Source organism: Pseudomonas sp. SORT22 (genome assembly GCF_018417635.1).
GTDB lineage: Bacteria > Pseudomonadota > Gammaproteobacteria > Pseudomonadales > Pseudomonadaceae > Aquipseudomonas.
The window spans coordinates 1,891,196-1,916,072 of the sequence record NZ_CP071007.1; the positions used below are offsets into that span (position 1 = coordinate 1,891,196).

Annotated in this window: 19 protein-coding genes; 11 read left to right on the plus strand and 8 right to left on the minus strand. The window is 63.1% G+C overall.

The window, feature by feature from the left end; all coding sequences use genetic code 11:
- Positions 1-51: 51 nt before the first annotated feature.
- Positions 52-405: a hypothetical protein gene (locus tag JYG36_RS08930; protein WP_045195029.1), complete on the minus strand. Its 354-nt coding sequence runs from the start codon at positions 403-405 to the stop codon at positions 52-54.
- Positions 406-752: 347 nt separating this feature from the next.
- Here JYG36_RS08930 and JYG36_RS08935 point away from each other — a divergent pair, with 347 nt between their 5' ends.
- Positions 753-5,618, plus strand: a complete 4,866-nt coding sequence (locus tag JYG36_RS08935; RefSeq protein ID WP_045195028.1) for an NAD-glutamate dehydrogenase — start codon at positions 753-755, stop codon at positions 5,616-5,618.
- Positions 5,619-5,780: 162 nt separating this feature from the next.
- On the opposite strand, the gene ppsR is transcribed toward JYG36_RS08935, so the two are convergent.
- Complete coding sequence (gene ppsR / locus JYG36_RS08940) at positions 5,781-6,599, minus strand: posphoenolpyruvate synthetase regulatory kinase/phosphorylase PpsR (RefSeq protein ID WP_045195025.1); 819 nt, start codon at positions 6,597-6,599, stop codon at positions 5,781-5,783.
- Between the two features lie 176 nt (positions 6,600-6,775).
- On the opposite strand from ppsR, the gene ppsA reads away from it, so the two are divergent.
- The 8 genes from ppsA to JYG36_RS08980 all read left to right on the plus strand — a co-directional run bounded on the left by ppsA (position 6,776) and on the right by JYG36_RS08980 (position 14,961).
- The gene (gene ppsA, locus JYG36_RS08945) at positions 6,776-9,151 is read left to right on the plus strand and encodes a phosphoenolpyruvate synthase (protein WP_045195023.1); all 2,376 of its coding nucleotides are present in this window, start codon (positions 6,776-6,778) and stop codon (positions 9,149-9,151) included.
- A gap of 107 nt (positions 9,152-9,258) precedes the next feature.
- Positions 9,259-10,248 carry an alpha/beta fold hydrolase gene (locus JYG36_RS08950; RefSeq protein ID WP_213603621.1) on the plus strand — a complete coding sequence of 330 codons (990 nt, stop codon included), beginning with the start codon at positions 9,259-9,261 and terminating at the stop codon, positions 10,246-10,248.
- A gap of 196 nt (positions 10,249-10,444) precedes the next feature.
- Positions 10,445-10,933 (plus strand): ribonuclease E activity regulator RraA, encoded by a 489-nt coding sequence (rraA, locus tag JYG36_RS08955; protein ID WP_038994247.1) that lies wholly within the window; start codon positions 10,445-10,447, stop codon positions 10,931-10,933.
- Between the two features lie 28 nt (positions 10,934-10,961).
- Positions 10,962-11,957, plus strand: a complete 996-nt coding sequence (gene cmaX, locus JYG36_RS08960) for a divalent cation transporter CmaX (protein WP_045195019.1) — start codon at positions 10,962-10,964, stop codon at positions 11,955-11,957.
- Positions 11,958-12,050: 93 nt separating this feature from the next.
- Positions 12,051-12,305, plus strand: coding sequence for a CrfX protein (locus JYG36_RS08965; RefSeq protein WP_371128640.1), 255 nt, complete (start codon positions 12,051-12,053; stop codon positions 12,303-12,305).
- A gap of 2 nt (positions 12,306-12,307) precedes the next feature.
- Positions 12,308-13,132, plus strand: a complete 825-nt coding sequence (locus JYG36_RS08970) for a mechanosensitive ion channel family protein (RefSeq protein WP_038994250.1) — start codon at positions 12,308-12,310, stop codon at positions 13,130-13,132.
- Between the two features lie 114 nt (positions 13,133-13,246).
- Complete coding sequence (sigX, locus tag JYG36_RS08975) at positions 13,247-13,813, plus strand: RNA polymerase sigma factor SigX (protein WP_036990388.1); 567 nt, start codon at positions 13,247-13,249, stop codon at positions 13,811-13,813.
- Positions 13,814-13,923: 110 nt separating this feature from the next.
- On the plus strand, positions 13,924-14,961 hold the full coding sequence (locus JYG36_RS08980) for an OmpA family protein (protein WP_045195013.1): 1,038 nt from the start codon (positions 13,924-13,926) through the stop codon (positions 14,959-14,961).
- A gap of 57 nt (positions 14,962-15,018) precedes the next feature.
- Here the strand turns inward: JYG36_RS08980 and cobA are convergent, their stop codons facing one another.
- The 5 genes from cobA to JYG36_RS09005 all read right to left on the minus strand — a co-directional run bounded on the left by cobA (position 15,019) and on the right by JYG36_RS09005 (position 20,632).
- A complete protein-coding gene (cobA, locus tag JYG36_RS08985) occupies positions 15,019-15,756 on the minus strand; it encodes a uroporphyrinogen-III C-methyltransferase (protein WP_045195011.1) in 738 nt (245 codons plus the stop codon).
- 28 nt (positions 15,757-15,784) lie between these two features.
- Positions 15,785-17,455 carry a bifunctional protein-serine/threonine kinase/phosphatase gene (locus tag JYG36_RS08990; protein WP_093380688.1) on the minus strand — a complete coding sequence of 557 codons (1,671 nt, stop codon included), beginning with the start codon at positions 17,453-17,455 and terminating at the stop codon, positions 15,785-15,787.
- 10 nt (positions 17,456-17,465) lie between these two features.
- A complete protein-coding gene (locus JYG36_RS08995) occupies positions 17,466-18,677 on the minus strand; it encodes a nitrate/nitrite transporter (RefSeq protein WP_123567336.1) in 1,212 nt (403 codons plus the stop codon).
- Positions 18,678-18,827: 150 nt separating this feature from the next.
- A complete protein-coding gene (locus JYG36_RS09000) occupies positions 18,828-19,403 on the minus strand; it encodes an ANTAR domain-containing response regulator (protein WP_010223325.1) in 576 nt (191 codons plus the stop codon).
- A 14-nt stretch (positions 19,404-19,417) separates the two neighbouring features.
- Entirely contained in the window at positions 19,418-20,632 is a 1,215-nt protein-coding gene (locus JYG36_RS09005; RefSeq protein WP_213603623.1) for a CmpA/NrtA family ABC transporter substrate-binding protein, read from the minus strand.
- Positions 20,633-20,784: 152 nt separating this feature from the next.
- Here JYG36_RS09005 and JYG36_RS09010 point away from each other — a divergent pair, with 152 nt between their 5' ends.
- A complete protein-coding gene (locus tag JYG36_RS09010) occupies positions 20,785-21,807 on the plus strand; it encodes a quinone-dependent dihydroorotate dehydrogenase (protein WP_045195001.1) in 1,023 nt (340 codons plus the stop codon).
- Positions 21,808-21,903: 96 nt separating this feature from the next.
- On the opposite strand, the gene rmf is transcribed toward JYG36_RS09010, so the two are convergent.
- Positions 21,904-22,119, minus strand: coding sequence for a ribosome modulation factor (gene rmf, locus JYG36_RS09015; RefSeq protein ID WP_010223328.1), 216 nt, complete (start codon positions 22,117-22,119; stop codon positions 21,904-21,906).
- 540 nt (positions 22,120-22,659) lie between these two features.
- On the opposite strand from rmf, the gene rlmKL reads away from it, so the two are divergent.
- Positions 22,660-24,858: a bifunctional 23S rRNA (guanine(2069)-N(7))-methyltransferase RlmK/23S rRNA (guanine(2445)-N(2))-methyltransferase RlmL gene (gene rlmKL, locus JYG36_RS09020; RefSeq protein WP_093380696.1), complete on the plus strand. Its 2,199-nt coding sequence runs from the start codon at positions 22,660-22,662 to the stop codon at positions 24,856-24,858.
- Positions 24,859-24,877 lie beyond the last annotated feature (19 nt).

Below are 24,877 nucleotides of genomic sequence, written 5' to 3' on the forward strand. Positions count from 1 at the left end.
GTCAGACAATGCCTTTTGCAGCGGTTCCTTGTCAAGAAACCGCGTGGGCGATTACAGCTCGCTGACGTAGGTACCGGTGCCCTTGAGGATGTTCTGCAGGGTTTCTTCGACTTCGGCGAGGTCGGTGCCGTCGGCGGTAAGCAGGATTTCCAGAAAGTCGTCGCCATTGAGCGCATCGGTATCGCCCGCTGCCACTTCGATCATCAAGCGTTTGGCACTGAAGGTCACTTTGAGGCCGTCGAGGGTGCTTGGCTCGTCATCCAGGGTGATGTCCACCGTGTCTTCGTCCGGATAGCGCGTCATGAGGAACATCTGGCCCTTGTCGCTGTGGCAGCACAGGGTGGCCATGTTGTCTTCTTCATCATCGCAGGGGGTGGCGAAGAGCAGGGCGGTCTTGAATTGCATGAGCGGCTCGATCAATAAGTTGAAACACGATTCTGCCAGTGTTCGGCCTGTGGATAAACGTACGGTTGCACCTCAATGACCGAATATGTCGCAGCACCGCAAGCAGGGGCGGGCGGGCACTCGTTAAGCTGCGCTGTCGATGGACACCCGTAAAGACACAGCCGCGCTGGCAGTCGTTTTTGCAGATGCCCATCCGTGGAGCGGGAAGATGTGACTTGCGGGTCACCTTGAGCGCCTGTTTCTATGGTTTTACCGTCCTCCTGCTACGGGTTGGCTATCGTTGATCCGTAAACGGCGGACGCGCGCGACGCTTCACTCAATAATAAAGCCCAAGCGGAGTACCACAGATGGCGTTTTTCACCGCAGCCAGCAAAGCCGACTTCCAGCATCAACTGCAAGCGGCCCTGGCGCAGCACATCAGCGAACAGGCACTGCCACAAGTGGCGCTGTTCGCCGAGCAGTTCTTCGGCATCATCTCTCTGGACGAACTCACCCAGCGCCGTATGTCGGACCTGGCCGGTTGCACCCTCTCTGCGTGGCGCATCATCGAGCGTTTCGATCACTCCCAGCCTCAGGTTCGCGTCTACAACCCCGATTACGAGCGTCATGGCTGGCAGTCGACCCACACCGCGGTCGAAGTCCTGCACCATGACCTGCCATTTCTGGTCGACTCGGTGCGCACCGAGCTCAACCGCCGCGGCTACAGCATCCATACCCTGCAGACCACCGTACTGAGCGTGCGTCGCGGGCCGAAAGGCGAGCTGCTGGAAATCCTGCCCAAGGGCACCCAGGGCGAAGGCGTGCTGCAAGAATCGCTGATGTACCTGGAAATCGACCGCTGCGCCAACACCGCCGAACTCAACCTGCTGACCCGCGAGCTTGAGCAGGTGCTGGCTGAAGTGCGTGTCGCCGTCGCCGATTTCGAGCCGATGAAAGCCAAGCTGCGCGAGGTCGTGGCGCTGGTTGAACAAACCGCCTACGCCCCGGCACAAAATGAAAAGGCCGAGGTCAAGGCGTTCCTCGAGTGGCTGCTGGGCAACCACTTCACCTTCCTCGGCTACGAAGAGTTCGTTGTCCATGGCGACGCCCAGGGCGGCCAGCTGCAATACGACGAGCAGTCGTTCCTCGGCCTGACCCGCATGCTGCGCGTCGGTCTCACCGCCGAAGACCTGCGCATCGAAGACTACGCCGTCAATTACCTGCAAGAGCCGCTGCTGCTGTCCTTCGCCAAGGCCGCGCACCCAAGCCGCGTGCACCGTCCGGCCTACCCGGACTACGTGTCGATCCGCCAGCTGGACGCCGACGGCAAGGTCATCAAGGAATGCCGCTTCATGGGCCTGTACACCTCCTCGGTGTATGGCGAGAGCGTGCGCGCGATCCCCTACATCCGTGGCAAGGTCGCCGAAGTCGAGCGCCGCTCGCACTTCGACCCCAAGGCCCACCTGGGCAAGGAGCTGGCGCAGGTCCTGGAAGTGCTGCCGCGCGACGACCTGTTCCAGACCCCGGTCGACGAGCTGTTCAGCACCGTCATGTCGATCGTGCAGATCCAGGAGCGCAACAAGATCCGCGTGTTCCTGCGCAAGGACCCGTACGGCCGCTTCTGCTACTGCCTGGCCTACGTGCCGCGTGATATCTACTCCACCGAAGTGCGGCAGAAGATCCAGCAGGTGCTGATGGAGCGCCTCAAGGCCAGCGACTGCGAGTTCTGGACCTTCTTCTCCGAGTCGGTACTGGCCCGCGTGCAGCTGATTCTGCGCGTCGACCCGAAAAACCGCATCGACATCGACCCGCAGCAACTGGAAAACGAAGTGATCCAGGCCTGCCGTTCGTGGCAGGACGACTACGCCAGCCTGACCGTCGAAAGCTTCGGCGAAGCCCAGGGCACCAACGTCCTGGCCGATTTCCCGAAAGGCTTCCCGGCCGGTTACCGCGAGCGTTTCGCCGCCCATTCGGCGGTGGTCGACATGCAGCACCTGCTGACCCTGTCCGAGCGCAAGCCGCTGGTCATGAGCTTCTACCAGCCGCTGACCCAGGCCGGCAAACAGCAGCTGCACTGCAAGCTGTACCACGCCGATACACCGCTGGCGCTTTCAGATGTGCTGCCGATCCTGGAAAACCTCGGCCTGCGCGTGCTCGGCGAGTTCCCCTACCGCCTGCGCCACGCCAATGGCCGCGAGTACTGGATTCATGACTTTGCCTTCACCGCCGCCGAAGGCCTGAACCTCGACATCCAGCAGCTCAACGACACCCTGCAGGATGCATTCGTGCACATCGTCAATGGCGATGCCGAGAACGACGCCTTCAACCGCCTGGTGCTGACCGCCGGCCTGCCATGGCGCGACGTGGCGCTGCTGCGTGCCTACGCCCGCTACCTCAAGCAGATCCGCCTGGGCTTCGACCTCGGTTACATCGCCAGCACCCTGAACAACCACACCGACATCGCCCGCGAGCTGACCCGGTTGTTCAAGACCCGCTTCTACCTGGCGCGCAAGCTCACCAGCGAAGACCTCGACGACAAGCAGCAGCGTCTGGAACAGGCGATCCTCACCGCCCTGGACGACGTTCAGGTGCTCAACGAAGACCGCATCCTGCGTCGCTACCTGGACCTGATCAAGGCCACCCTGCGCACCAACTTCTACCAGACCGATGCCCAGGGCCATAACAAGTCGTACTTCAGCTTCAAGTTCAACCCCAAGCTGATCCCCGAGCTGCCCAAACCGGTGCCGAAGTTCGAGATCTTCGTCTACTCGCCACGGGTCGAGGGTGTGCACCTGCGCTTTGGCAACGTCGCCCGCGGCGGCCTGCGCTGGTCGGACCGTGAAGAAGACTTCCGCACCGAAGTGCTGGGCCTGGTAAAAGCCCAGCAGGTGAAGAACTCGGTGATCGTGCCGGTCGGCGCCAAGGGCGGTTTCCTGCCGCGTCGCCTGCCGCTGGGCGGCAGCCGCGACGATATCCAGGCCGAAGGCATCGCCTGCTACCGGATCTTCATTTCCGGCCTGCTGGACATCACCGACAACCTCAAGGACGGCGCCCTGGTGCCGCCGGCCAACGTCGTCCGGCATGACGACGATGACCCGTACCTGGTGGTGGCTGCCGACAAAGGCACCGCGACCTTCTCCGATATCGCCAACGGCATTGCCATCGACTACGGCTTCTGGCTCGGCGATGCGTTCGCCTCCGGTGGCTCGGCCGGTTACGACCACAAGAAAATGGGCATTACCGCCCGTGGCGCCTGGGTTGGCGTGCAGCGTCACTTCCGCGAGCGCGGCATCAACGTCCAGGAAGACCCGATCACCGTGGTCGGCGTCGGCGACATGGCCGGTGACGTGTTCGGCAACGGCCTGCTGATGTCCGACAAGCTGCAACTGGTGGCGGCGTTCAACCACCTGCACATCTTCATCGACCCGAACCCGGAGCCGGCCAGCAGCTTCGCCGAGCGCCAGCGCCTGTTCGACCTGCCGCGTTCGGCCTGGAGCGACTACGACACCAGCATCATGTCCGAAGGCGGCGGGATCTTCCCGCGCAGTGCGAAAAGCATCGCGATCACCGCGCAGATGAAAGAGCGCTTCGCCATCGAAGCCGACAAGCTGACCCCGACCGAGCTGCTCAACGCACTGCTCAAGGCGCCGGTCGACCTGCTGTGGAACGGCGGTATCGGCACCTACGTCAAGTCCAGTGAGGAAAGCCACGCTGACGTCGGCGACAAGGCCAACGACGCCCTGCGCGTGGACGGCAACGAGCTGCGCTGCAAGGTGGTGGGCGAGGGCGGCAACCTCGGCATGACCCAGCTGGGCCGGGTCGAGTTCGGCTTGAACGGCGGCGCCACCAACACCGACTTCATCGACAACGCCGGTGGCGTGGACTGCTCCGACCACGAGGTCAACATCAAGATCCTGCTCAACGAAGTGGTGCAGGCTGGCGACATGACCGAGAAGCAGCGCAACCAGCTGCTGGGCAGCATGACCGACGAAGTGGCCGGCCTGGTGCTGGGCAACAACTACAAGCAGACCCAGGCGTTGTCGCTGGCTGCGCGTCGGGCCAAGGAGCGCATCGCTGAATACAAGCGCCTGATGGCCGACCTTGAAGGCCGTGGCAAGCTGGACCGCGCCATCGAGTTCCTGCCGACCGAAGAGCAACTGGCCGAGCGCCTGGCCGCCGGCCAGGGCCTGACCCGTGCCGAGCTGTCGGTGCTGATCTCGTACAGCAAGATCGACCTCAAGGAGCAGCTGCTCAAGTCGCTGGTGCCGGACGATGACTACCTGACCCGCGACATGGAAACCGCGTTCCCGCCGTCGCTGGTGAGCAAGTTCGCCGAGGCCATGCGCCGCCATCGCCTGAAACGCGAGATCGTCAGCACCCAGATCGCCAACGATCTGGTCAACAACATGGGCATCACCTTCGTTCAGCGCCTGAAAGAGTCCACCGGCATGAGCCCGGCGAACGTCGCTGGCGCCTACGTGATCGTGCGCGACATCTTCCACCTGCCGCACTGGTTCCGTCAGATCGAGGCGCTGGACTACCAGGTCCCGGCTGAAATCCAGTTGACCCTGATGGACGAGCTGATGCGTCTGGGCCGCCGTGCGACCCGCTGGTTCCTGCGCAGCCGTCGCAACGAGCAGGATGCCGGGCGTGACGTGGCGCACTTCGGGCCGAAGATCGCTGCTTTGGGGCTCAAGCTTGACGAACTGCTGGAAGGGCCGACCCGCGAGCGCTGGATGACCCGTTACCAGGGCTTTGTCGAAGCCGGCGTGCCGGAGCTGCTGGCACGCATGGTGGCCGGTACTACGCACCTGTACACCCTGTTGCCGATCATCGAGGCTTCCGACGTCACCGGCCAGGACCCGGCCGAAGTGGCCAAGGCCTTCTTCGCCGTTGGCAGCGCCCTGGACCTGACCTGGTACCTGCAGGAAATCAGCAACCTGCCGGTGGAAAACAACTGGCAGGCCCTGGCCCGTGAAGCCTTCCGCGATGATATCGACCTGCAGCAACGGGCGATCACCATCTCGGTGCTGCAGATGATCGACGCACCCGAGGACATGGACGCCCGCGTGGCCCTGTGGCTGGATCAGCACCGGGTCATGGTCGAGCGCTGGCGCGCCATGCTCGACGAGCTGCGTGCCGCTACCGGCACCGACTACGCCATGTACGCGGTGGCCAACCGCGAACTGGTGGACCTGGCCCTGAGTGGCCAGGCAACGGTGATGCCGTCCTGAGCGTGAGCTGAAATGAAAAAGCCCCGGCATTTGCCGGGGTTTTTTTTGTGCCTGTCCCGGCCTCATCGCGGGTCAAGTCGGGTCGCCGCACCGCCGCTCCCACAGGGTGGATCGTGCTGTACCTGTGGGAGCGGGCTTGACCCGCGATGAGGCCGGTGAATTTTATTTGAACCTTCGCTCTACACCTTTCTCGACCAGAATCTTCGCCGCAATCTCTTCCACGGAGAAATGCGTGGAGTTGATGTGCGCAATGTTCTCGCGGCGGAACAGGTTCTCCACTTCACGCACTTCGAACTCGCACTGGGCAAAGCTTGCGTAGCGGCTGTTGGGCTTGCGCTCGTGGCGGATGGCGGTCAGGCGGTCGGGGTCGATGGTCAGGCCGAACAGCTTGTGCTGGTGGTTTTTCAGGGCCTGGGGCAGTTGCAGACGCTCCATGTCATCTTCGGTCAGCGGGTAGTTGGCCGCACGGATGCCGAATTGCATGGCCATGTACAGGCAGGTCGGGGTCTTGCCGCAACGCGACACGCCTACCAGGATCAAGTCGGCCTTGTCGTAGTAGTGGGTGCGCGCGCCATCGTCGTTGTCGAGAGCGAAGTTGACCGCCTCGATGCGTTCCATATAGTTGGAATTGCCGCCGATCGAGTGGGATTTGCCCACCGAATAGGACGAATGGGCGGTCAGTTCCTGTTCCAGCGGGGCCAGGAAGGTCGAGAAGATGTCGATCATGAAGCCGTTGGAGGTGGCGAGGACCTCGCGGATATCCTGATTGACGATGGTGTCGAAGATGATCGGACGGACACCGTCTTTCTCAGCGGCGCTATTGATTTGTTGTACCATCACCCGCGCTTTTTCTACGCTGTCGATGTACGGACGCGTGAATTTATTGAACGGAATGGTATCGAACTGCGCTAGAAGACTCTGTCCCAGCGTCTCGGCGGTAATGCCGGTGCCATCGGAGATAAAGAAAGCAGATCGTTTCATTTGCGCCTTGGGCCTTAAGCTGGTGACGAATCTTGGATATGATAGGTTCGGTTTACCGAACACTGCGTTCGGCATTCTCACTTATTTTCCAGGTCCAGGCCACAAGCGCCCGGCCAAGCCAGAGCTGGCAGGCGGGCGACCTGAGCTTTTCCAACACAGTTAGTGGAGAGATCACCTTGGTAGAGTACGTAGTTTCCCTCGATAAGCTCGGCGTCCATGATGTAGAGCATGTGGGGGGCAAGAACGCATCCCTCGGCGAGATGATCAGTAACCTCGCGGGCGCCGGTGTCTCGGTCCCCGGCGGCTTTGCCACTACGGCTCAGGCGTATCGTGACTTTCTCGAGCAGAGCGGCCTGAACGCCCAGATCCACGCTGCCCTCGACGCGCTGGACGTTGACGACGTCAACGCCCTGGCCAAGACCGGTGCGCAGATCCGCCAGTGGATCATGGAGGCCGAGTTCCCCGAGCGCCTGAACGCCGAAATCCGCACTGCCTTCGCCGAAATGTCCCAGGGCAACCCGAACATGGCCGTGGCCGTGCGCTCCTCGGCCACTGCCGAAGACCTGCCGGACGCCTCGTTCGCCGGCCAGCAGGAAACCTTCCTGAACATCCGCGGCGTCGACAACGTCATCCGCGCCGCCAAGGAAGTGTTCGCCTCGCTGTTCAACGACCGTGCCATTTCCTACCGCGTGCACCAGGGCTTCGACCACAAGCTGGTGGCCCTGTCGGCCGGCGTGCAGCGCATGGTCCGCTCGGAAACCGGCACTGCCGGCGTAATGTTCACCCTCGACACCGAGTCGGGCTTTCGTGACGTGGTGTTCATCACCGGCGCCTACGGCCTGGGTGAAACCGTCGTTCAGGGTGCAGTCAACCCCGACGAATTCTACGTGCACAAAGGCACCCTGGAAGCCGGCCGCCCGGCGATCCTGCGCCGCAACCTGGGCAGCAAGGCGATCAAGATGGTCTATGGCGAAGAAGCCAAGGCCGGTCGTTCGGTCAAGACCGTCGATGTCGACAAGGCCGACCGCACCCGTTTCTGCCTGAGCGACGCCGAAGTCAGCGAGCTGGCCAAGCAGGCGATGATCATCGAGAAGCACTACAAGTGCCCGATGGACATCGAATGGGCCAAGGACGGTGACGACGGCAAGCTGTACATCGTTCAGGCCCGCCCTGAAACCGTGAAAAGCCGCGCCCAGGCCAACGTCATGGAGCGTTACCTGCTCAAAGAGACCGGCACCGTGCTGGTCGAAGGCCGCGCCATCGGCCAGCGCATCGGCGCCGGCAAGGTGCGGATCATCAAGGACGTCTCGGAGATGGACAAGGTCCAGCCCGGCGACGTACTGGTTTCGGACATGACCGACCCGGACTGGGAGCCGGTGATGAAGCGCGCCAGCGCCATCGTCACCAACCGTGGCGGGCGTACCTGCCACGCGGCGATCATTGCCCGTGAACTGGGTATTCCGGCGGTGGTTGGTTGCGGCAACGCCACCCAGCTGCTCAAGGATGGCCAGGGCGTGACCGTGTCGTGCGCCGAAGGCGATACCGGCTTCATCTTCGAAGGTGAGCTGGGCTTTGACGTGCGCAAGAACTCCGTCGACGCCATGCCGGAGCTGCCGTTCAAGATCATGATGAACGTCGGCAACCCGGACCGCGCCTTTGATTTTGCCCAGCTGCCCAACGCCGGTGTCGGCCTGGCGCGCCTGGAATTCATCATCAACCGCATGATCGGCGTGCACCCCAAGGCGCTGCTCAACTACGCAGGCCTGCCTGCCGAGCTCAAAGAGAGCGTCGACAAGCGTATTGCCGGCTACAACGACCCGGTCGGCTTCTACGTCGAGAAACTGGTCGAGGGCATCAGCACCCTGGCGGCGGCGTTCTGGCCGAAGAAGGTCATCGTGCGCCTGTCGGACTTCAAGTCCAACGAATACGCCAACCTGATCGGCGGCAAGCTCTACGAGCCGGAAGAAGAAAACCCGATGCTGGGTTTCCGCGGTGCTTCGCGCTACATCAGTGAAACCTTCCGTGACTGCTTCGAGCTCGAATGCCGCGCCCTCAAGCGCGTGCGCAACGAGATGGGCCTGACCAACGTCGAGATCATGGTGCCGTTCGTGCGCACCCTGGGCGAGGCCAGCCAGGTTGTCGACCTGCTTGCCGAAAACGGCCTGGCCCGCGGTGACAACGGCCTGCGCGTGATCATGATGTGCGAACTGCCGTCCAACGCCATCCTCGCCGAAGAGTTCCTCGAGTACTTCGATGGCTTCTCCATCGGCTCCAACGACCTGACCCAGCTGACCCTGGGCCTGGACCGCGACTCGGGGATCATTGCGCACCTGTTCGACGAGCGTAACCCTGCTGTCAAGAAGCTGCTGGCCAATGCCATCCAGGCCTGTAACAAGGCTGGCAAGTACATCGGCATCTGCGGCCAGGGCCCATCCGACCACCCGGACCTGGCCAAATGGCTGATGGAACAGGGCATCGAAAGCGTCTCGCTGAACCCGGACTCGGTCCTCGAGACCTGGTTCTTCCTGGCTGAAGGCCAGGCCGCGAACTGATGCGCTGAACCGGAGCCTTCACCTGGCGGTTACGCCGGTGAGGGTTCCGACCGTATTCCAGGGCGTGTTCCAGTGATGGATCTCGCCCTTTTTTGTGCAAGAACCCTATGCAAAGCAGCAGTACCCTTTTTCCCGTGGCCTTGCTCAGTGCCGAGCGCCGTGGCGACCTGAGCGAGGACGTGTACCGGATCAAAGCCGGTAACAGCCCGGATCGCAGCGTCGAGCTGGCGCTCACCCGCCTGGGCATGGCCGATCAAGCCGAGGTGCGTGGCACCCCGGTCATTCTGCTGCACGGCAGCTTTTCCAACCGGCGCTTCTGGTATTCGCCCCGGGGCATTGGCCTGGGCGCCTACCTGGCGCGCGCCGGTTTCGATGTGTGGATCCCGGAGATGCGCGGCCACGGCCTGTCGCCGCGCAACCATGGCTATCGCAACAACCGCGTGGCTGACTATGCCCGTTACGACCTGCCGGTAATTGCCGCGTTCGTCTGCGAGCAGGCCGGCAGGCCTGCGCACTGGATCGGTCACTCGCTGGGCGGTACCACCCTGGCGGCGGCCCTCGGTGGCCAGTACCTGGGCGCCGAGCAGGTGGCCGGCGTGGCGTTCTTCGGTACCCAGGTCAGCCGAACCTACTGGCCACTGAAGCTGCCGCCGGTGGAGTGGGGCGGGCGCCTGCTGCTCAAGCGCTTTGCGCAGATTTCCGGCTCGCGGCTCAAGCGCGGCCCGGAAGACGAGCCGATTGGCCTGGCGCTGGAAAGCATGCGCTGGTTCGGTCTGTTTGGCCGCTTTGGCGACAAGGATCGCGACTGGTGGGCGGGGCTGGCCGAAGTTGATGTGCCAGTGCTGGCGGTGGCCGGCGCGGGTGATCACCAGGACCCGGTGTGGGCCTGTCGCAAGCTGTTCGAGCAACTGGGCAGCGAGCACAAGCAGTTTGTCCGCCTGGGCCGTGAGGAGGGCTTCGACAACTTTGGTCATGTCGACATGCTGGTCAGCAAGCCGGCGCAGGCGCAGGTGTGGCCGTTGGTCGAGCGTTGGTTGCAGGATCCGCTGGCGGCGTTGCTGCCGGAGGCGGCGCAGGCCGTTTCGCCGGCGAGCTGATGCCGTTAAGATATGACGATTGTGAAGGTTTTGGTCATTTTTGGGTTTTTCAGCGAGCATCTGTTCGCTGATTCCTTGCCCAAGGTGACCGCAACGGCAGTGACGTGTAGCCTTGGGCCTAAAGCCGCATCGCCGGGCCTCGTTCACTGAGTGAAACTGCGACATTCATCGTCTCGATAATCGACAGGAGTTTCCCATGCATTACATCACCCCCGATCTGTGCGACGCCTACCCGGAACTGGTGCAGGTGCTGGAGCCGATGTTCAGCAACTTCGGCGGCCGCGACTCCTTCGGGGGTGAGATCGTCACCATCAAGTGCTTCGAGGACAACTCGCGGGTAAAAGAGCAGGTCGAGCTCGATGGCACCGGCAAGGTCCTGGTGGTCGATGGCGGCGGTTCGCTGCGCCATGCCCTGCTCGGCGACATGCTCGCCGAAAAGGCGGCGAAGAATCACTGGCAAGGCCTGGTGATCTACGGATGCGTGCGTGATGTCGATGTCCTGGCACAGACCGACGTTGGCGTCCAGGCCCTGGCCAGCCACCCGCTCAAATCGGTACGCCGCGGTGTTGGCGAACTCAACATCCCCGTGACCTTTGCCGGCGTGACCTTCCGTCCGGGCGAATACATCTACGCCGACAACAATGGCGTGATCGTCTCGCCAAGCCCGTTGAAAATGCCTGAGTAAAGCTCTGAAACCGGTCAGTGGGGTAGGGATGTTCGAGGAAGAAAACGCGCAATGGGGGCTGGTGCATGCCCTGGTGCTGGATGGAAAAGGCGGTGCCCGTGCGATCGCCCGAACTGAACTGGACGCCCTTGCGTTGCAGCCCCAGGAAAGCCTGTGGCTGCACTGGGACCGCAGCCACCCGCAAACCCGCACCTGGTTGCGCCACGACAGCGGCCTGAACGAGTTTGCCTGCGACCTGTTGCTGGAAGAAAACACCCGTCCACGCCTGCTGCCCCTGCCGGATGCGCAGATGCTGCTGTTTTTGCGCGGGGTCAACTTAAACCCCGGCGCTGAACCCGAAGACATGGTCTCGGTGCGCATCTTCGCCGAGGCCCAGCGGGTGATCTCGCTGCGCCTGCGGCCGTTGCGCGCCAGTGACGAGCTGCTCCAGCAACTGGCCGAAAATCGAGGGCCGAAGACCGCCTCCGAACTGCTGCTGAGCATGGCCCAACTGCTGACCGAAAAGGTCCAGGCGCTGATCAGCGACCTCTCGGAAGTGGTTGACGGCGAAGAAGAGCAGCTTGAAGCCGACAAGCGCTATGCCCCGGACCAGGGCAGCCTGCAGCAGATCCGCCGGCGTGCGGCGGGGCTGCGGCGGTTTCTCAACCCGCAGCGGGAAATCTACGCACAACTGGCGCGCAACAAGTGGAGCTGGTTCGCCGCCGACGATGCCGACTACTGGAACGAGCTCAACAACAGCCTGACCCGCTACCTCGAAGAGCTGGATCTCACCCGTGAGCGCGCCGCCCTGGTGCTCGAGAGCGAGGACCGGCGCCGCAGCGAGCGGATGAACCGGACCATGTACCGCTTCGGTATCATCACCTGCATCTTCCTGCCCATGAGTTTCGTCACCGGGCTTCTGGGCATCAACGTCGGCGGCATTCCCGGCTCCGACAGCCCCTACGGCTTTCTGTTCGCCAGCCTGCTGGTACTGGCCCTGGCGTTGGGGCAATGGTGGCTGTTCCGCCGCCTGCGCTGGGTGTGAAGATGAAATCTGTGAACATGCAGTCACAAACTGCCTGGGCGGTTCATGTGACCCGTTGTCTGGCGACCTCGTCTTTGACAGATATTGCGCGAGGTGCCTATGCACGATCCGTTTGAAGAATCCCTGCGAGACCTGCTCAAGGCATCGCCGTCCGGTCAGGACCGCGACGACGACGCCTGCCTGGGCCGGGTCCTGAAAACCGCCAACCGCCAGGTTGGCGCGGGCGATCTGTTCAGCCTGCTGGGCCGCTGGAGCCAGGCGCTGATGATTGCCGTGAACAATGGCTCGGCGCATGTCGCGCCGGTGCGCCGTAACGCTACCGCCCGTAAAGCTGATAAGGCCGATTGAATATGGAACTTGATCTCTGGACCCAGAGCCTGGTCACCGCGATGACAGCGTTGTGGACCAAAGTGGCGAACTTCATCCCCAACCTGTTCGGCGCCCTGGTTGTGGTGCTGCTCGGTTTCGTCGTGGCCAAGCTGCTCGACACCCTGTTGTCGAAATTGCTGGCCAAGCTCGGCCTGGATCGCCTGATGGGCGGCACCGGCCTGACCAAGATGCTCAGCCGGGTCGGCATCCAGGTGCCGATCTCGACCCTGATCGGCAAGATCGTCTACTGGTTCGTGCTGCTGATTTTCCTGGTTTCTGCCGCTGAATCCCTGGGCCTTGAGCGCGTCTCGGCGACCCTCGACATGCTCGCCCTGTACCTGCCGAAGGTGTTCGGTGCGGCGCTGGTACTGCTGGCCGGTGTGTTGCTGGCGCAACTGGTCAACGGCCTGGTACGCGGCGCCGCCGAAGGCATCGGCCTGGAATATGCCGCAGGCGTCGGGCGCATCGCCCAGGGCCTGGTGATTATCATCAGTATCTCGGTGGCAATCAGCCAGCTTGAGGTCAAGACCGACCTGCTCAACCATGTGATCGTCATCGGTTTGATTACCGTTGGTCTGGCCGTAGCGCTGGCCATGGGCCTGGGCAGCCGGGAAATCGCCGGGCAGATCCTGGCCGGAATTTACGTGCGTGAACTGTATCAAGTGGGCCAACAAGTGCGGATTGGCGAGGTCGAAGGGCAGATCGAAGAGATCGGCACGGTCAAGACGACCCTGCTGACCGATGATGGCGAACTAGTGTCGTTGTCCAACCGGATTCTGCTTGAGCAGCGAGTCAATAGCCGCTAACCGGGCAAATCCTGCTAATGTATGCCGCCGCAAAAATGCCCCAGGCAGGGGTATGCGGCGACATTGACCTGACTGTCGGCCAGATCCGTTTTGAATAAAGTTCACTCGCTGCCCATGCGTTACGACCCCCGCGAGCTCACTGATGAGGAGTTGGTGGCGCGTTCGCATGAGGAGCTGTTTCATGTTACTCGCGCGTATGAGGAGCTCATGCGCCGCTACCAACGGACCCTTTTTAACGTCTGTGCACGTTATTTAGGGAACGATCGGGATGCTGACGATGTCTGTCAGGAGGTGATGCTCAAGGTGCTCTATGGGCTGAAGAACTTCGAGGGCAAATCGAAGTTCAAGACATGGCTCTACAGCATCACCTACAACGAATGCATCACCCAGTACCGCAAGGAGCGGCGCAAACGTCGACTGATGGATGCCTTGAGTCTTGATCCACTCGAGGAGGCCTCGGAAGAGAAGGCGCCAAAACCGGAAGAGAAAGGCGGGCTGGACAAATGGCTAGTGCATGTCAATCCGATTGACCGCGAGATTCTGGTGCTTCGATTTGTCGCAGAACTGGAATTTCAGGAAATCGCCGATATCATGCACATGGGCCTGAGCGCAACGAAAATGCGGTACAAGCGTGCGCTTGACAAGCTACGTGAGAAATTTGCGGGCCTTGCTGAAACTTAGTAGCGCGCAAATATCTCTAACGTACCGGCAAGTTCTGCTAGACTTGCCGTCGAGTTGTCCCCCGGATGTTGGTGGGACTGCTTAACTATCACCAGATGGGGATTTAACGGATGAAATTGAAAAACACCTTGGGCTTGGCCATTGGTTCTCTTGTAGCCGCAACTTCCTTCGGCGCTCTGGCACAAGGCCAAGGCGCAGTCGAAATTGAAGGCAACGTCACCAAGCAGTACTACGACAGCGAACGTAACTTCAAGAACGACGGCACCAATCCTGGTGTTCGCCTCGGTTACTTCCTGACCGACGACCTGTCCCTGGACCTGGGCTACAACGAGACTCACAACGCTCGTGGCGAAGTCTTCAACAAAGACATCAAAGGTTCCAAGGCCAAGCTGGACGCTACCTACCACTTCGGTACCGTCGGCGACGCTCTGCGTCCATACGTTTCGGCTGGTTTCGCTCACGAAAGCCTGGGTCAAGCTACCCGTAACGGCCGTGACCACTCCACCTTCGCCAACGTTGGCGCTGGCGCCAAGTGGTACATCACCGACATGTTCTTCGCCCGTGCTGGCGTTGAAGCCATGTACAACATCGACAACGGCAACACCGAGTGGGGTCCGACCGTTGGTCTGGGTCTGAACTTCGGTGGTAGCGGTGGCAAGGTTGAAGCCGCTCCTGCTCCAGTCGCTGAAGTCTGCTCCGACAGCGACAACGATGGCGTCTGCGACAACGTCGACAAGTGCCCTGACACCCCAGCCAACGTTACCGTTGACGCTGATGGCTGCCCAGCTGTTGCTGAAGTCGTCCGTGTTGAGCTGGACGTCAAGTTCGACTTCGACAAGTCGGTCGTCAAGCCAAACAGCTACGGCGACATCAAGAACCTGGCTGACTTCATGAAGCAGTACCCACAGACCACCACCACTGTTGAAGGTCACACTGACTCCGTCGGTCCTGACGCTTACAACCAGAAACTGTCTGAGCGTCGTGCAAACGCCGTTAAGCAAGTTCTGACCAACCAGTACGGTGTTGAGTCGAACCGCGTTGAGTCGGTTGGCTACGGTGAAACCCGTCCGGTTGCTGACAACGCCACCGACGCTGGTCGCGCTGTTAACCGTCGCGTAGAAGCACAAGTAGAAGCCCAAGCCAAGTAATTGGTCCAGGCGCTACTGAAAAGCCCGGCCTAGGCCGGGCTTTTCTTTGCCTGCGATTCAGGCTGTCAGTTGCTGCAGCACTGCGCTGTGCGCTGCTGCCACCTCGCCGATCACCACAATCGCCGGGCTGCACAGCTTGAAGCGGGCGGCGTCCTGGCACAGCTGCGCCAGCGTGCTGCGTTGCTCGCGCTGCTGAGGCAGCGAGGCATTCTCGATCATGGCCACCGGCGTCTGCGCCGCCAGGCCACCTGCCAGCAAGCCCTGCTGCACGTCCTCCAGCTTGCTCACGCCCATGTACACCACCAGGGTAGTTCCGCCCTGGGCCAGCGCCTGCCAGTTCAACGGGCTGTCGTCCTGAGTGTGGGCGGTGACCAGGGTCACGCCACGGCTGACGCCGCGCAAGGTCAGCGAGATACCGCATTGGGTCGCGCCGGCCAAGCCTGCGGTAATGCCATTGACCAGCTCGGTTTCGACGCCATGAGCCTGCAACCAGGCCGCCTCTTCGCCGCCGCGGCCAAAGATGCACGGGTCACCGCCCTTGAGCCGCGCCACGCAGCGGCCCTGACGGGCATAGCGCAGCATCAGGCGCTGAATGAAGGCTTGCGGCGTGGAGCGGCATCCGCCGCGCTTACCCACGGCAACCACCCGCGCCTGCGGGCAGTGTTGAAGAATGTGCGGGTTGACCAGGTCGTCGATCAGCACCACTTCGGCTTCCCCCAGGGCGCGTACCGCCTTGAGGGTCAGCAGCTCCGGATCACCGGGGCCCGCACCAATCAGCCAGACTTTCGCATGCATCGGGTTTTCCTCATCGGCATAGGGGCTGTCAGCCTTTTAGCAGGCTGATCAGCAGGATCAGGTTAAGCAGCAGGGACAGCAGCGCCAGGGTGCGCCAGACTTTCAGCGGCTCGCGCTCAAGCAGCGGCCGCGGGCGCACGCTGAGCGCCTGGCGGTCGCCCTGTTCAAGCAGCAACAGCCATTGCTCGGCGGTTTCAAAGCGTTGCCGTGGGTCGGCGAGCAGTGCCTGAGCGAGGTTGTGCTCGAGCCATTCGGGCAGGTCCGGGCGATAGCGGGCGGCGCTGATCGCCTGGGTGAAGCGCGGGCGCTGGAAGGCTTCGATTTCGCCATAGGGGTAATGTCCGGTGAGCAGGTAGTACAGCGTTACCGCCACGCTGTAGAGGTCCTGTTGCGGGCTGGGCGGCTCGGCGTCGAAGGCTTCCGGCGCAATAAACGAGGGCGTGCCCGGCAGTTCATGGGCGCGGTCCTCGGAAAGCCCCGGGCAGAACGCCAGGCCGAAATCCAGCAGGCGCAGCTGGCCGTCATCGCCCAGGAGCAGGTTCTCGGGCTTGATGTCGCGATGGAGGATGTTGCGTCGGTGCAGCGCGCCTACCGCCTGCAACAGTTGCCGGGCCAGCGCCTGCCATTGCGCCAACGGCAGGGGGCCGCTGGCGGCGAACCGTTGCGCCAGGGTTTGCCCGGAGTACTCGCGCATCAGGTAATACAGGTGCTGGCGCTGGCTGGCCGGGTGCACTTCGGGGAAGTAGCGCCCGGCCACCCGGCGCAGGAACCACTCTTCAAGCAGCAGGCCTTGCTGCGCGCCGGGTTCATCTTTGCGTTCGGCCGGCAGGGTTTTCAGCAGCCATGCCTGTTGCTGCGGGTCGCGCACGCGATACAGCAAGGATTGGCGGCTGTGGCCAAGCGCCCGCTCGACCTGCCAGCCGTCGATTGTCTGCCCGCTGCGCAAGGCGGGCGGCAGTGGCCATTGCTGCAATTGCGCCAGCGAATCACCGAGGTTGCTCGCACCCAGTTGTTCGACCCGCACCAGCAGGGCGCTGGCATTGTCCTGGCTGCCGCTGTAGTGAGCCGAGCTGACCAGGGTCTGGGCGGCGTCCTGCAGGTCGATCTGCTCGCGCAGCACCGCGCGAATCTGCGCTTCGCTGAGGCTGGCCCAGACGCCGTCGCTGAGCAGTACGAAACACTCACCGGCCTGCAGCTCGCCCTCCAGGTAGTCGACCTGCAGGTGCTGGTCCAGGCCCAGGGCGCGCTTGAGCACGTGCTGCATGCCGGGTTGGTCCCAGACGTGGTCTTCGCTGATGCGCTGCAGTTGCCCGGCGGCCCAGCGGTAGATCCGGCAATCACCGACATGCGCCAGGGTAAAACGCCGACCACGCAGCACCAGTGCGCTCAGCGTGGTCAGCAGCGGCTGGCCGCCGCCATTGGCACGCAGCCAGCGGTTCTGCGCCAGTAGCAGGCGGTCCAGGGCCTGGGCCACGCCCCAGGTGGCCGGCGTGGCGTAATAGTCCAGGGCCAGCGCCTGCAGGCTGGCCCGCGCCGCCAGGCCGCCATCGGCGCACTGGCTGACGCCGTCGGCGAGGGCGAACAGGTAGCCTTTGCTGGCGGCCAGTTCCGGGTTGGGGGTGACCAGGCGCAGGGCGTCCTGGTTTTCCTCCCGGGGGCCGCTGGCGCTGGCCTGGGCAAAGCTCAGTTGCAGGCTCATGTTGTCATCCTCAAACCCGCGCCGCAGTCACCGCTGCCGAGCCCCAGGTGGTGCGCCAGCGCTGCTTGACGCCGTGCAGGCCGAACCAGGCAAGAATGCCCAGGCTGGCGAACAGCCACAGGCCCAGCTGATAGTCGCCGCTGTGCTGTTTGATCGCCCCCAGGCCCGCAGCGAGCAGAAAGCCGCCGATGCCGCCGGCCATGCCGATCAGCCCGGTCATCACGCCGATTTCCTGGCGAAAGCGTTGCGGCACCAGTTGGAACACCGCGCCGTTGCCGGCACCCAGGCCGAGCATGGCGCTGACGAACAGGGCCAGGGCAGCCACTGCGCTGGGCAGGTTGAAGCCGACGGCGGCAATGCAGATGGCGGCAACGCTGTACATCGCCAGCAGGGTGCGGATGCCGCCGAAGCGATCGGCCAGGGCGCCGCCCAACGGGCGCATCAGGCTGCCGGCAAAGACGCAGGCGGCGGTGTAGTAGCCAGCGGTCACCGGGCTCAGGCCGTACTGGTCGTTGAAGTAGCCGGGCAGGGCACTGGCCAGGCCGATAAAGCCACCGAAGGTGACGCTATAGAAGAACATGAACCACCAGCTGTCGCGATCGCCCAGGGCCTTGAGGTAGTCGGCCGCAGCTTTCGGTTTGGGCCGTTCGGGGGCGTTGCGCGCCAGCAGGCTGAACAGCACCAGGGTCAGCAGCAGCGGGATCACGGCAAAACCGAACACGTTGTTCCAGCCAAAGCCTGCGGCCAGGGCCGGGGCCAGCAGGGCGGCGAACACCGTGCCGGAGTTGCCGGCACCGGCGATGCCCATGGCCTTGCCCTGGTGCTGCGCCGGGTACCACTGCGAGGCCAGCGGCAGCGACACGGCAAACGAGGCGCCGGCAACGCCGAGGAACACCCCGAGCAACAAGGCTTGCTCATAACTGTGAATGCCCAGGCGCCAGGCGCAGAACAGTGCGACGATGACAATCACCTGGCCGATCAGCCCGGCGGTCTTGGGTGACAGGCGGTCCACCAGCAGGCCCATGACAAAGCGCAGGATCGCCCCGGCCAGGATCGGCGTGGCCACCATCAGCCCGCGCTGCTGGGTGGTCAGTTGCAAGTCGGCGGCAATCTGCACCGCCAGCGGGCCGAGCAGGTACCAGACCATGAAGCTCAGGTCGAAATACAAAAAGGCGGCGAACAGGGTGGGGACATGCCCGGACTTCCAGAAACTCGTATTCATCGAACACCTCGTTGAACAGGGACGGAAACGAAAAAGACGTCGCCACCCGACCCGCTGGCGCGAGTGGGGGTGCGACGTCTTTGTCGTGAAGGGGGCAACCGCCGTTGGCTACCTGTGCTGTGGTGATAGCAAGAGCCGGGCCAGAGTGCTTCAGCCGAGCAGGTCGCTCATGGCAATGATCTGCTCGGCCACCTGGATCAGCTTCTGCTGCTTGCTCATGGCCTGGCGGCGCATCAGGGTGTAGGCCTGTTCTTCGTTGCAGTCCTTCATTTTCATCAACAGGCCCTTGGCCAGTTCGATGCGCTTGCGCTCCGCCAGTTGCTGGTCGCGGGCCTGCAGTTGGGCCTTGAGCGCCTGGTCGCTTTCAAAGCGGGCCATGGCCACATCGAGGATCGGCTGCAAGCGCGTAGCCTGGATGCCTTCGACAATGTAGGCGCTGACCCCGGCCTGGATCGCCTGGCGCATCACCCCGGGGTCGTGCTCGTCGGTGAACATGACGATCGGTCGCGGCCGGTCACGGCTGACCAGCACCACTTGCTCCATGACATCACGGCCCGGTGACTCGGTATCGATCAGCACCACGTCCGGATGCACCGTTTCGACGCGTGCCGGCAGGTCGATGGTCAGGCCCGACTCTTCGATCACTTCGAAGCCGGCCTGGACCAGCGCAGCCTTTAGCCGACCGACTTTTTTCGCGGTGTCGTCGATTAGCAGGATTCGCAGCATGAGAGCGTCTCCGTTCAGCGTCGGGCGAGGGCGGCGGGCGGCTCGGCCAGCGCGTGCAGACGAAAGCTGCGGGCGTAGCCGTGCGGGTCGCTGCCATCCCAGCGGCTGCCATCGATCAGCTGGCTGCTACGCATGTCGGAACCTGCGCAGGGCACGCCGACCGCCGTGGCGGCGTCGCGGTACAGCGCCAGTTGCTGCACCTGGCGGGCTACGGCGAGGTAATCGGGGTCTTCACGCAGCAGGCCCCAGCGGCGGAATTGGGTCATGAACCACAGGCCATCGGACAGGTACGGCAAGTTGGCCCGGCCCTGGTCATACAGGCGCAAGGCGTGGCGATCCTGCCACTGGTTGCCCAGGCCGTCCTGGTAGTGGCCGAGCAGGCGCGGCTCGATGCTCGACAACGGCGCATCCAGGTAGGCCTTGCTGCTGAGCAGTTGCGCGGTGCTGCGGCGGTTTTCGCGGCTCTGCTCGATAAAGCGGCTGGCGGTCAGCACCGCCATCACCAGGGCCCGCGCACTGTTCGGATACTGTTCGACAAAGGCCCGGGTGCAACCCAGGACTTTTTCCGGGTGATCCGGCCAGATTGATTGGCTGGTGGCCAGGGTGAAGCCCTGGCCCTGTTCGATGGCGCCCGCCGACCCGGGTTCGCCGACGCAAAATCCGTCGATGCGTCCGGCTTGCAGGTGTGCGAGCATCTGGCCTGGCGGCACCACCACGCTGTTGACGTCATGCAAGGGGTGGATGCCCTGGCTGGCCAGCCAGTAATACAGCCACATGGCATGGGTGCCGGTAGGGAAAGTCTGTGCAAAGGTCAGTTTTGTCCTGCTTTGGTGCACGAAGCGCTCCAATGCCTCGGGACTGGTCACGCCCTGACGTTGCAGCGCAGCGGACAGATTGATGCCCTGGCCGTTCTGGTTCAGGCCCATCAGCACCGCCATGTCGGCGGCCGGACTACCGCCGATGCCCAGTTGCAGCGCGTAGATCAGGCCGTACAGGCTATGCGCGGCATCCAGCTCGCCGCTGGCCAGCTTGTCGCGCAGGCCGGCCCAGGAGCTCTGGCGCTGCAGGTTCAGGGTCAGGCCGTAGGTCTGGGCGAAACCCTGGGTCGCGGCCACCACCACCGAGGCACAATCGCTCAGGGCCATGAAACCGAGATTCAGGCAGGGCTTTTCCGGGGCATCGCTGCCGTTGACCCAGGCCAGCGAGGTTGCGGGAATAGGGTTGGTCACGTCATTGCGCCTGTGTCGAAGGTCAGGCCGTACCGCTCGCGTGGCAGGCGTTTGATCAGGGTGCAAGCAACGCATATGCCAAGGCGGCCCTGTCCCCCGGGCGACGCCACCGCTATAATCGCCCCCTCACTCACGTCGAGCTAAACCCGCCCATGTATACCCTGGCCCGCCAGCTGCTGTTCAAGCTCTCCCCGGAGACCTCCCATGACCTGTCCCTGGACCTGATCGGCGCCGGTGGCCGTCTGGGCCTCAACGGCTTGCTGACCAAGGCGCCGGCTTCCTTGCCGGTCACTGTCATGGGCCTGAACTTCGCCAACCCGGTCGGGCTGGCGGCGGGTCTGGACAAGAACGGCGCGGCCATCGACGGTTTTGCCCAGCTGGGTTTCGGTTTTGTCGAGATCGGCACCGTCACCCCGCGTCCACAGCCGGGCAACCCCAAGCCGCGCCTGTTCCGCCTGCCGGAAGCCGAAGCGATCATCAACCGCATGGGCTTCAACAACCTGGGTGTCGACAACCTGCTCAACCGTGTGCGCGCCGCCAAATACAGCGGCATCCTCGGCATCAATATCGGCAAGAACTTCGACACGCCGGTCGAGCGCGCGGTCGACGATTACCTGATCTGCCTCGACAAGGTCTACGACCAGGCCAGCTACATCACCGTCAACGTCAGCTCGCCGAACACCCCGGGCCTGCGCAGCCTGCAGTTCGGTGATTCGCTCAAGCAACTGCTCGACGCCCTGGCCGAGCGCCGCTCGCAACTGGTGACCGAACGCGGCAAGCATGTGCCGCTGGCGATCAAGATCGCCCCGGACATGAGCGACGAAGAAACCGCGCTGGTCGCCGCAGCCCTGGTCGAGTCGGGTATGGACGCGGTGATCGCCACCAACACCACCCTCGGCCGTGAAGGCGTCGAAGGCCTGCAGCATGGTGACGAAGCAGGCGGCCTGTCGGGCGCGCCGGTGCTGGAAAAAAGCACCCATATCGTCAAGGTGCTGGCTGGCGAGCTGGGTGGCAAGTTGCCGATCATCGCCGCAGGCGGGATTACCGAAGGCAAGCATGCGGCGCAGAAGATTGCTGCCGGTGCCAGCCTGGTACAGATCTACTCGGGGTTCATCTACAAGGGCCCGGCCCTGATTCGCGAGGCAGTGGACGCCATCGCCGCCATGGGGCGCTGAAACCGCAGGCATAAAAAAGGGCCCCCTCAAGGGGCCCCTGGGCCTCAGCCCGCCGCCCGGATAGGGCGCGCATGGTAATCGGATTCAGTTCCTCGTTCAGCCAACGGCGTGAAGTTCGTTGAGTCTATGGATACCCGCAGTGCCGGTCATACCGTCCCAGTTGTCGCCGCGTCCTTCGCGCCAGCCATTGATCCATGCCTGGCGTACAGACGGTAGAGTAAAGGGGCAAAGCTCGCGGGATTTGCCGGTGACCCCATATTGGTAGCCACGTGAAAAAGCTCGTTCCAACGGATCACGCTTAAGTCTTCTCATAGGGTGTTGCCCTCACTTGTTGACTGTAATGTCCCGTCGACCTCTAGAAGGTCGGGCAGAATCGTTCTGCCGGTTTGCGCTCGCTGCCGGCGTCGCGAGCGGATGTGTTGCCCCGTTGCGGTGACAACCTGAGACCAGTTCTAACCAATGCAGGACACAGTGTGAATGATCGTTTTGTCATAAGGACGTAACCTTTCATAGGGTCACAGGATAAGTAAATAAATGCGTCTGATTAGGATCTGGCGCAAAGCCCGCTATGATCAGGGTTTGACCTGCTGCAAAGTCATCTGGCCATCGCTGTGTGATAATTTGTAACAACAGCGGCAAAACGACGAAGGGTCATTTTTCCCGGTTTTTTGCCTGAATTTTTCGTTCTGCCCGGCAATCAAAGACTTTTCAGCCCTCGGCAAAAGTCGGATTGGCGGGCGGCCCGGCGCGAGATAAAGCGCCACTCGAACGCTGTGGAAAGGCGTTCGATTAAACATCGGAAGGGCGATGCGCTTGCCTCTCCACTTTATTGCTCAAGGCTCTGGATACCCCATGTCGGACCGTTTCGAACTTTACCTCACCTGTCCCAAAGGCCTTGAAGGCCTGCTTGCCGAAGAAGCCCGCGGCCTCGGCCTTGAAGAAGTGCGCGAGCACACTTCGGCGATCCGCGGCACGGCCGACATGGAAACCGCCTACCGGCTGTGCCTGTGGTCGCGCCTGGGCAACCGCGTACTGCTGGTGCTCAAGCGCTTCAACATGAAGAACGCCGACGACCTCTACGACGGCGTCAACGAAGTCGAGTGGCAGGATCACCTGGAGGCCAGCGGCTCGCTGGCGGTGGAATTCAGCGGCCACGGCTCGGGTATCGACAACACCCACTTCGGCGCCTTGAAGGTCAAGGATGCGATCGTCGACAAACTGCGGACCAGCAGCGGCGAGCGCCCGTCGGTCGACAAGCTCAACCCGGACCTGCGCGTGCACCTGCGCCTGGAGCGTGGCGAGGCGATCCTGTCCCTGGACCTGTCCGGCCACAGCCTGCACCAGCGCGGCTACCGCCTGCAGCAAGGTGCGGCGCCGCTCAAGGAAAACCTCGCGGCCGCGGTGTTGATCCGCGCTGGCTGGCCACGCATCGCTGCCGAGGGCGGCGCCCTGGCCGACCCGATGTGTGGTGTGGGGACTTTCCTGGTCGAAGCCGCAATGATCGCCGCCGATATCGCACCGAACCTGCGCCGCGAGCGTTGGGGCTTCAGCGCCTGGCTCGGCCACGTGCCGGCCCTCTGGCGCAAACTCCATGATGAGGCGCTGGCCCGTGCCGAAGCCGGCCTGGCCCGCCCGCCGCTGTGGATTCGCGGCTATGAGGCCGACCCGCGGCTGATCCAGCCGGGCCGCAACAACGTTGAGCGCGCCGGCCTGAGTGACTGGGTGAAGATCTACCAGGGCGAAGTCGGCAGCTTCGAGCCGCGCCCGGACCAGAACCAGAAAGGCCTGGTGATCTGCAACCCGCCGTACGGCGAGCGCCTGGGCGACGAAGCGAGCCTGCTGTACCTCTACCAGAACCTCGGCGAGCGCCTGCGTCAGGCCTGCCTGAACTGGGAAGCGGCGGTGTTCACCGGCGCCCCGGACCTGGGCAAGCGCATGGGCATCCGCAGCCACAAGCAATATGCCTTCTGGAACGGCGCCTTGCCGTGCAAGCTGCTGCTGATCAAGGTTCAGCCCGACCAGTTCGTCACCGGCGAGCGCCGTCAGCCCGAGCGCAATGGCGAAGCTGCCGAACCGCGTACCCCGGCCGCCGTGGCCAGTGAGCCGGCACGCCTGAGCGAGGGCGGGCAGATGTTCGCCAACCGCCTGCAGAAGAACCTCAAGCAACTGGGCAAGTGGGCCAAGCGCGAGAACGTCAGCTGCTACCGCCTGTACGATGCCGACATGCCCGAGTACGCCCTGGCCATCGACCTGTACCAGGACTGGGTGCACGTGCAGGAATACGCCGCCCCGCGCTCGATCGACCCGGAAAAGGCCCAGGCGCGTCTATTCGACGCCCTGGCAGCGATCCCTCAGGCCCTGGGCATCGACCAGAGCCGCGTGGTGGTCAAGCGTCGCGAGCGTCAGAGCGGTACCCGCCAGTACGAGCGCCAGAGCGCCCAGGGGCAGTTCCTCGAAGTGCAGGAAGGCGGCGTCAAGCTGCTGGTCAACCTCACCGATTACCTCGACACCGGGCTGTTCCTCGACCACCGCCCGATGCGCCTGCGCATTCAGCGCGAGGCTGCCGGCAAGCGCTTCCTCAACCTATTCTGCTACACCGCCACCGCCAGTGTGCATGCGGCCAAGGGCGGCGCGCGCAGCACCACCAGTGTTGACCTGTCCAAGACTTATCTGGACTGGGCGCGGCGCAACCTGTCGCTCAATGGCTTCTCGGACAAGAATCGCCTGGAGCAGGGCGATGTCATGGCCTGGCTGCAAGCCTGTCGCGAGGAATACGAGCTGATCTTCATCGATCCGCCGACCTTCTCCAACTCCAAGCGTATGGAAGGCGTGTTTGACGTGCAGCGCGATCATGTCGAGTTGCTTGACCTGGCCGTGGCGCGCCTGGCGCCGGGCGGTGTGCTGTACTTCTCGAACAACTTCCGCAAGTTCCAGCTCGACGAAAACCTGGCTGAGCGCTACGCGGTGGAAGAGATCAGTGCCCAGACCCTGGACCCGGACTTTGCCCGTAACAGCAAGATTCACCGGGCCTGGAAAATTCAGGCGCGCTGATTGGCTGATTGTCGCGGGT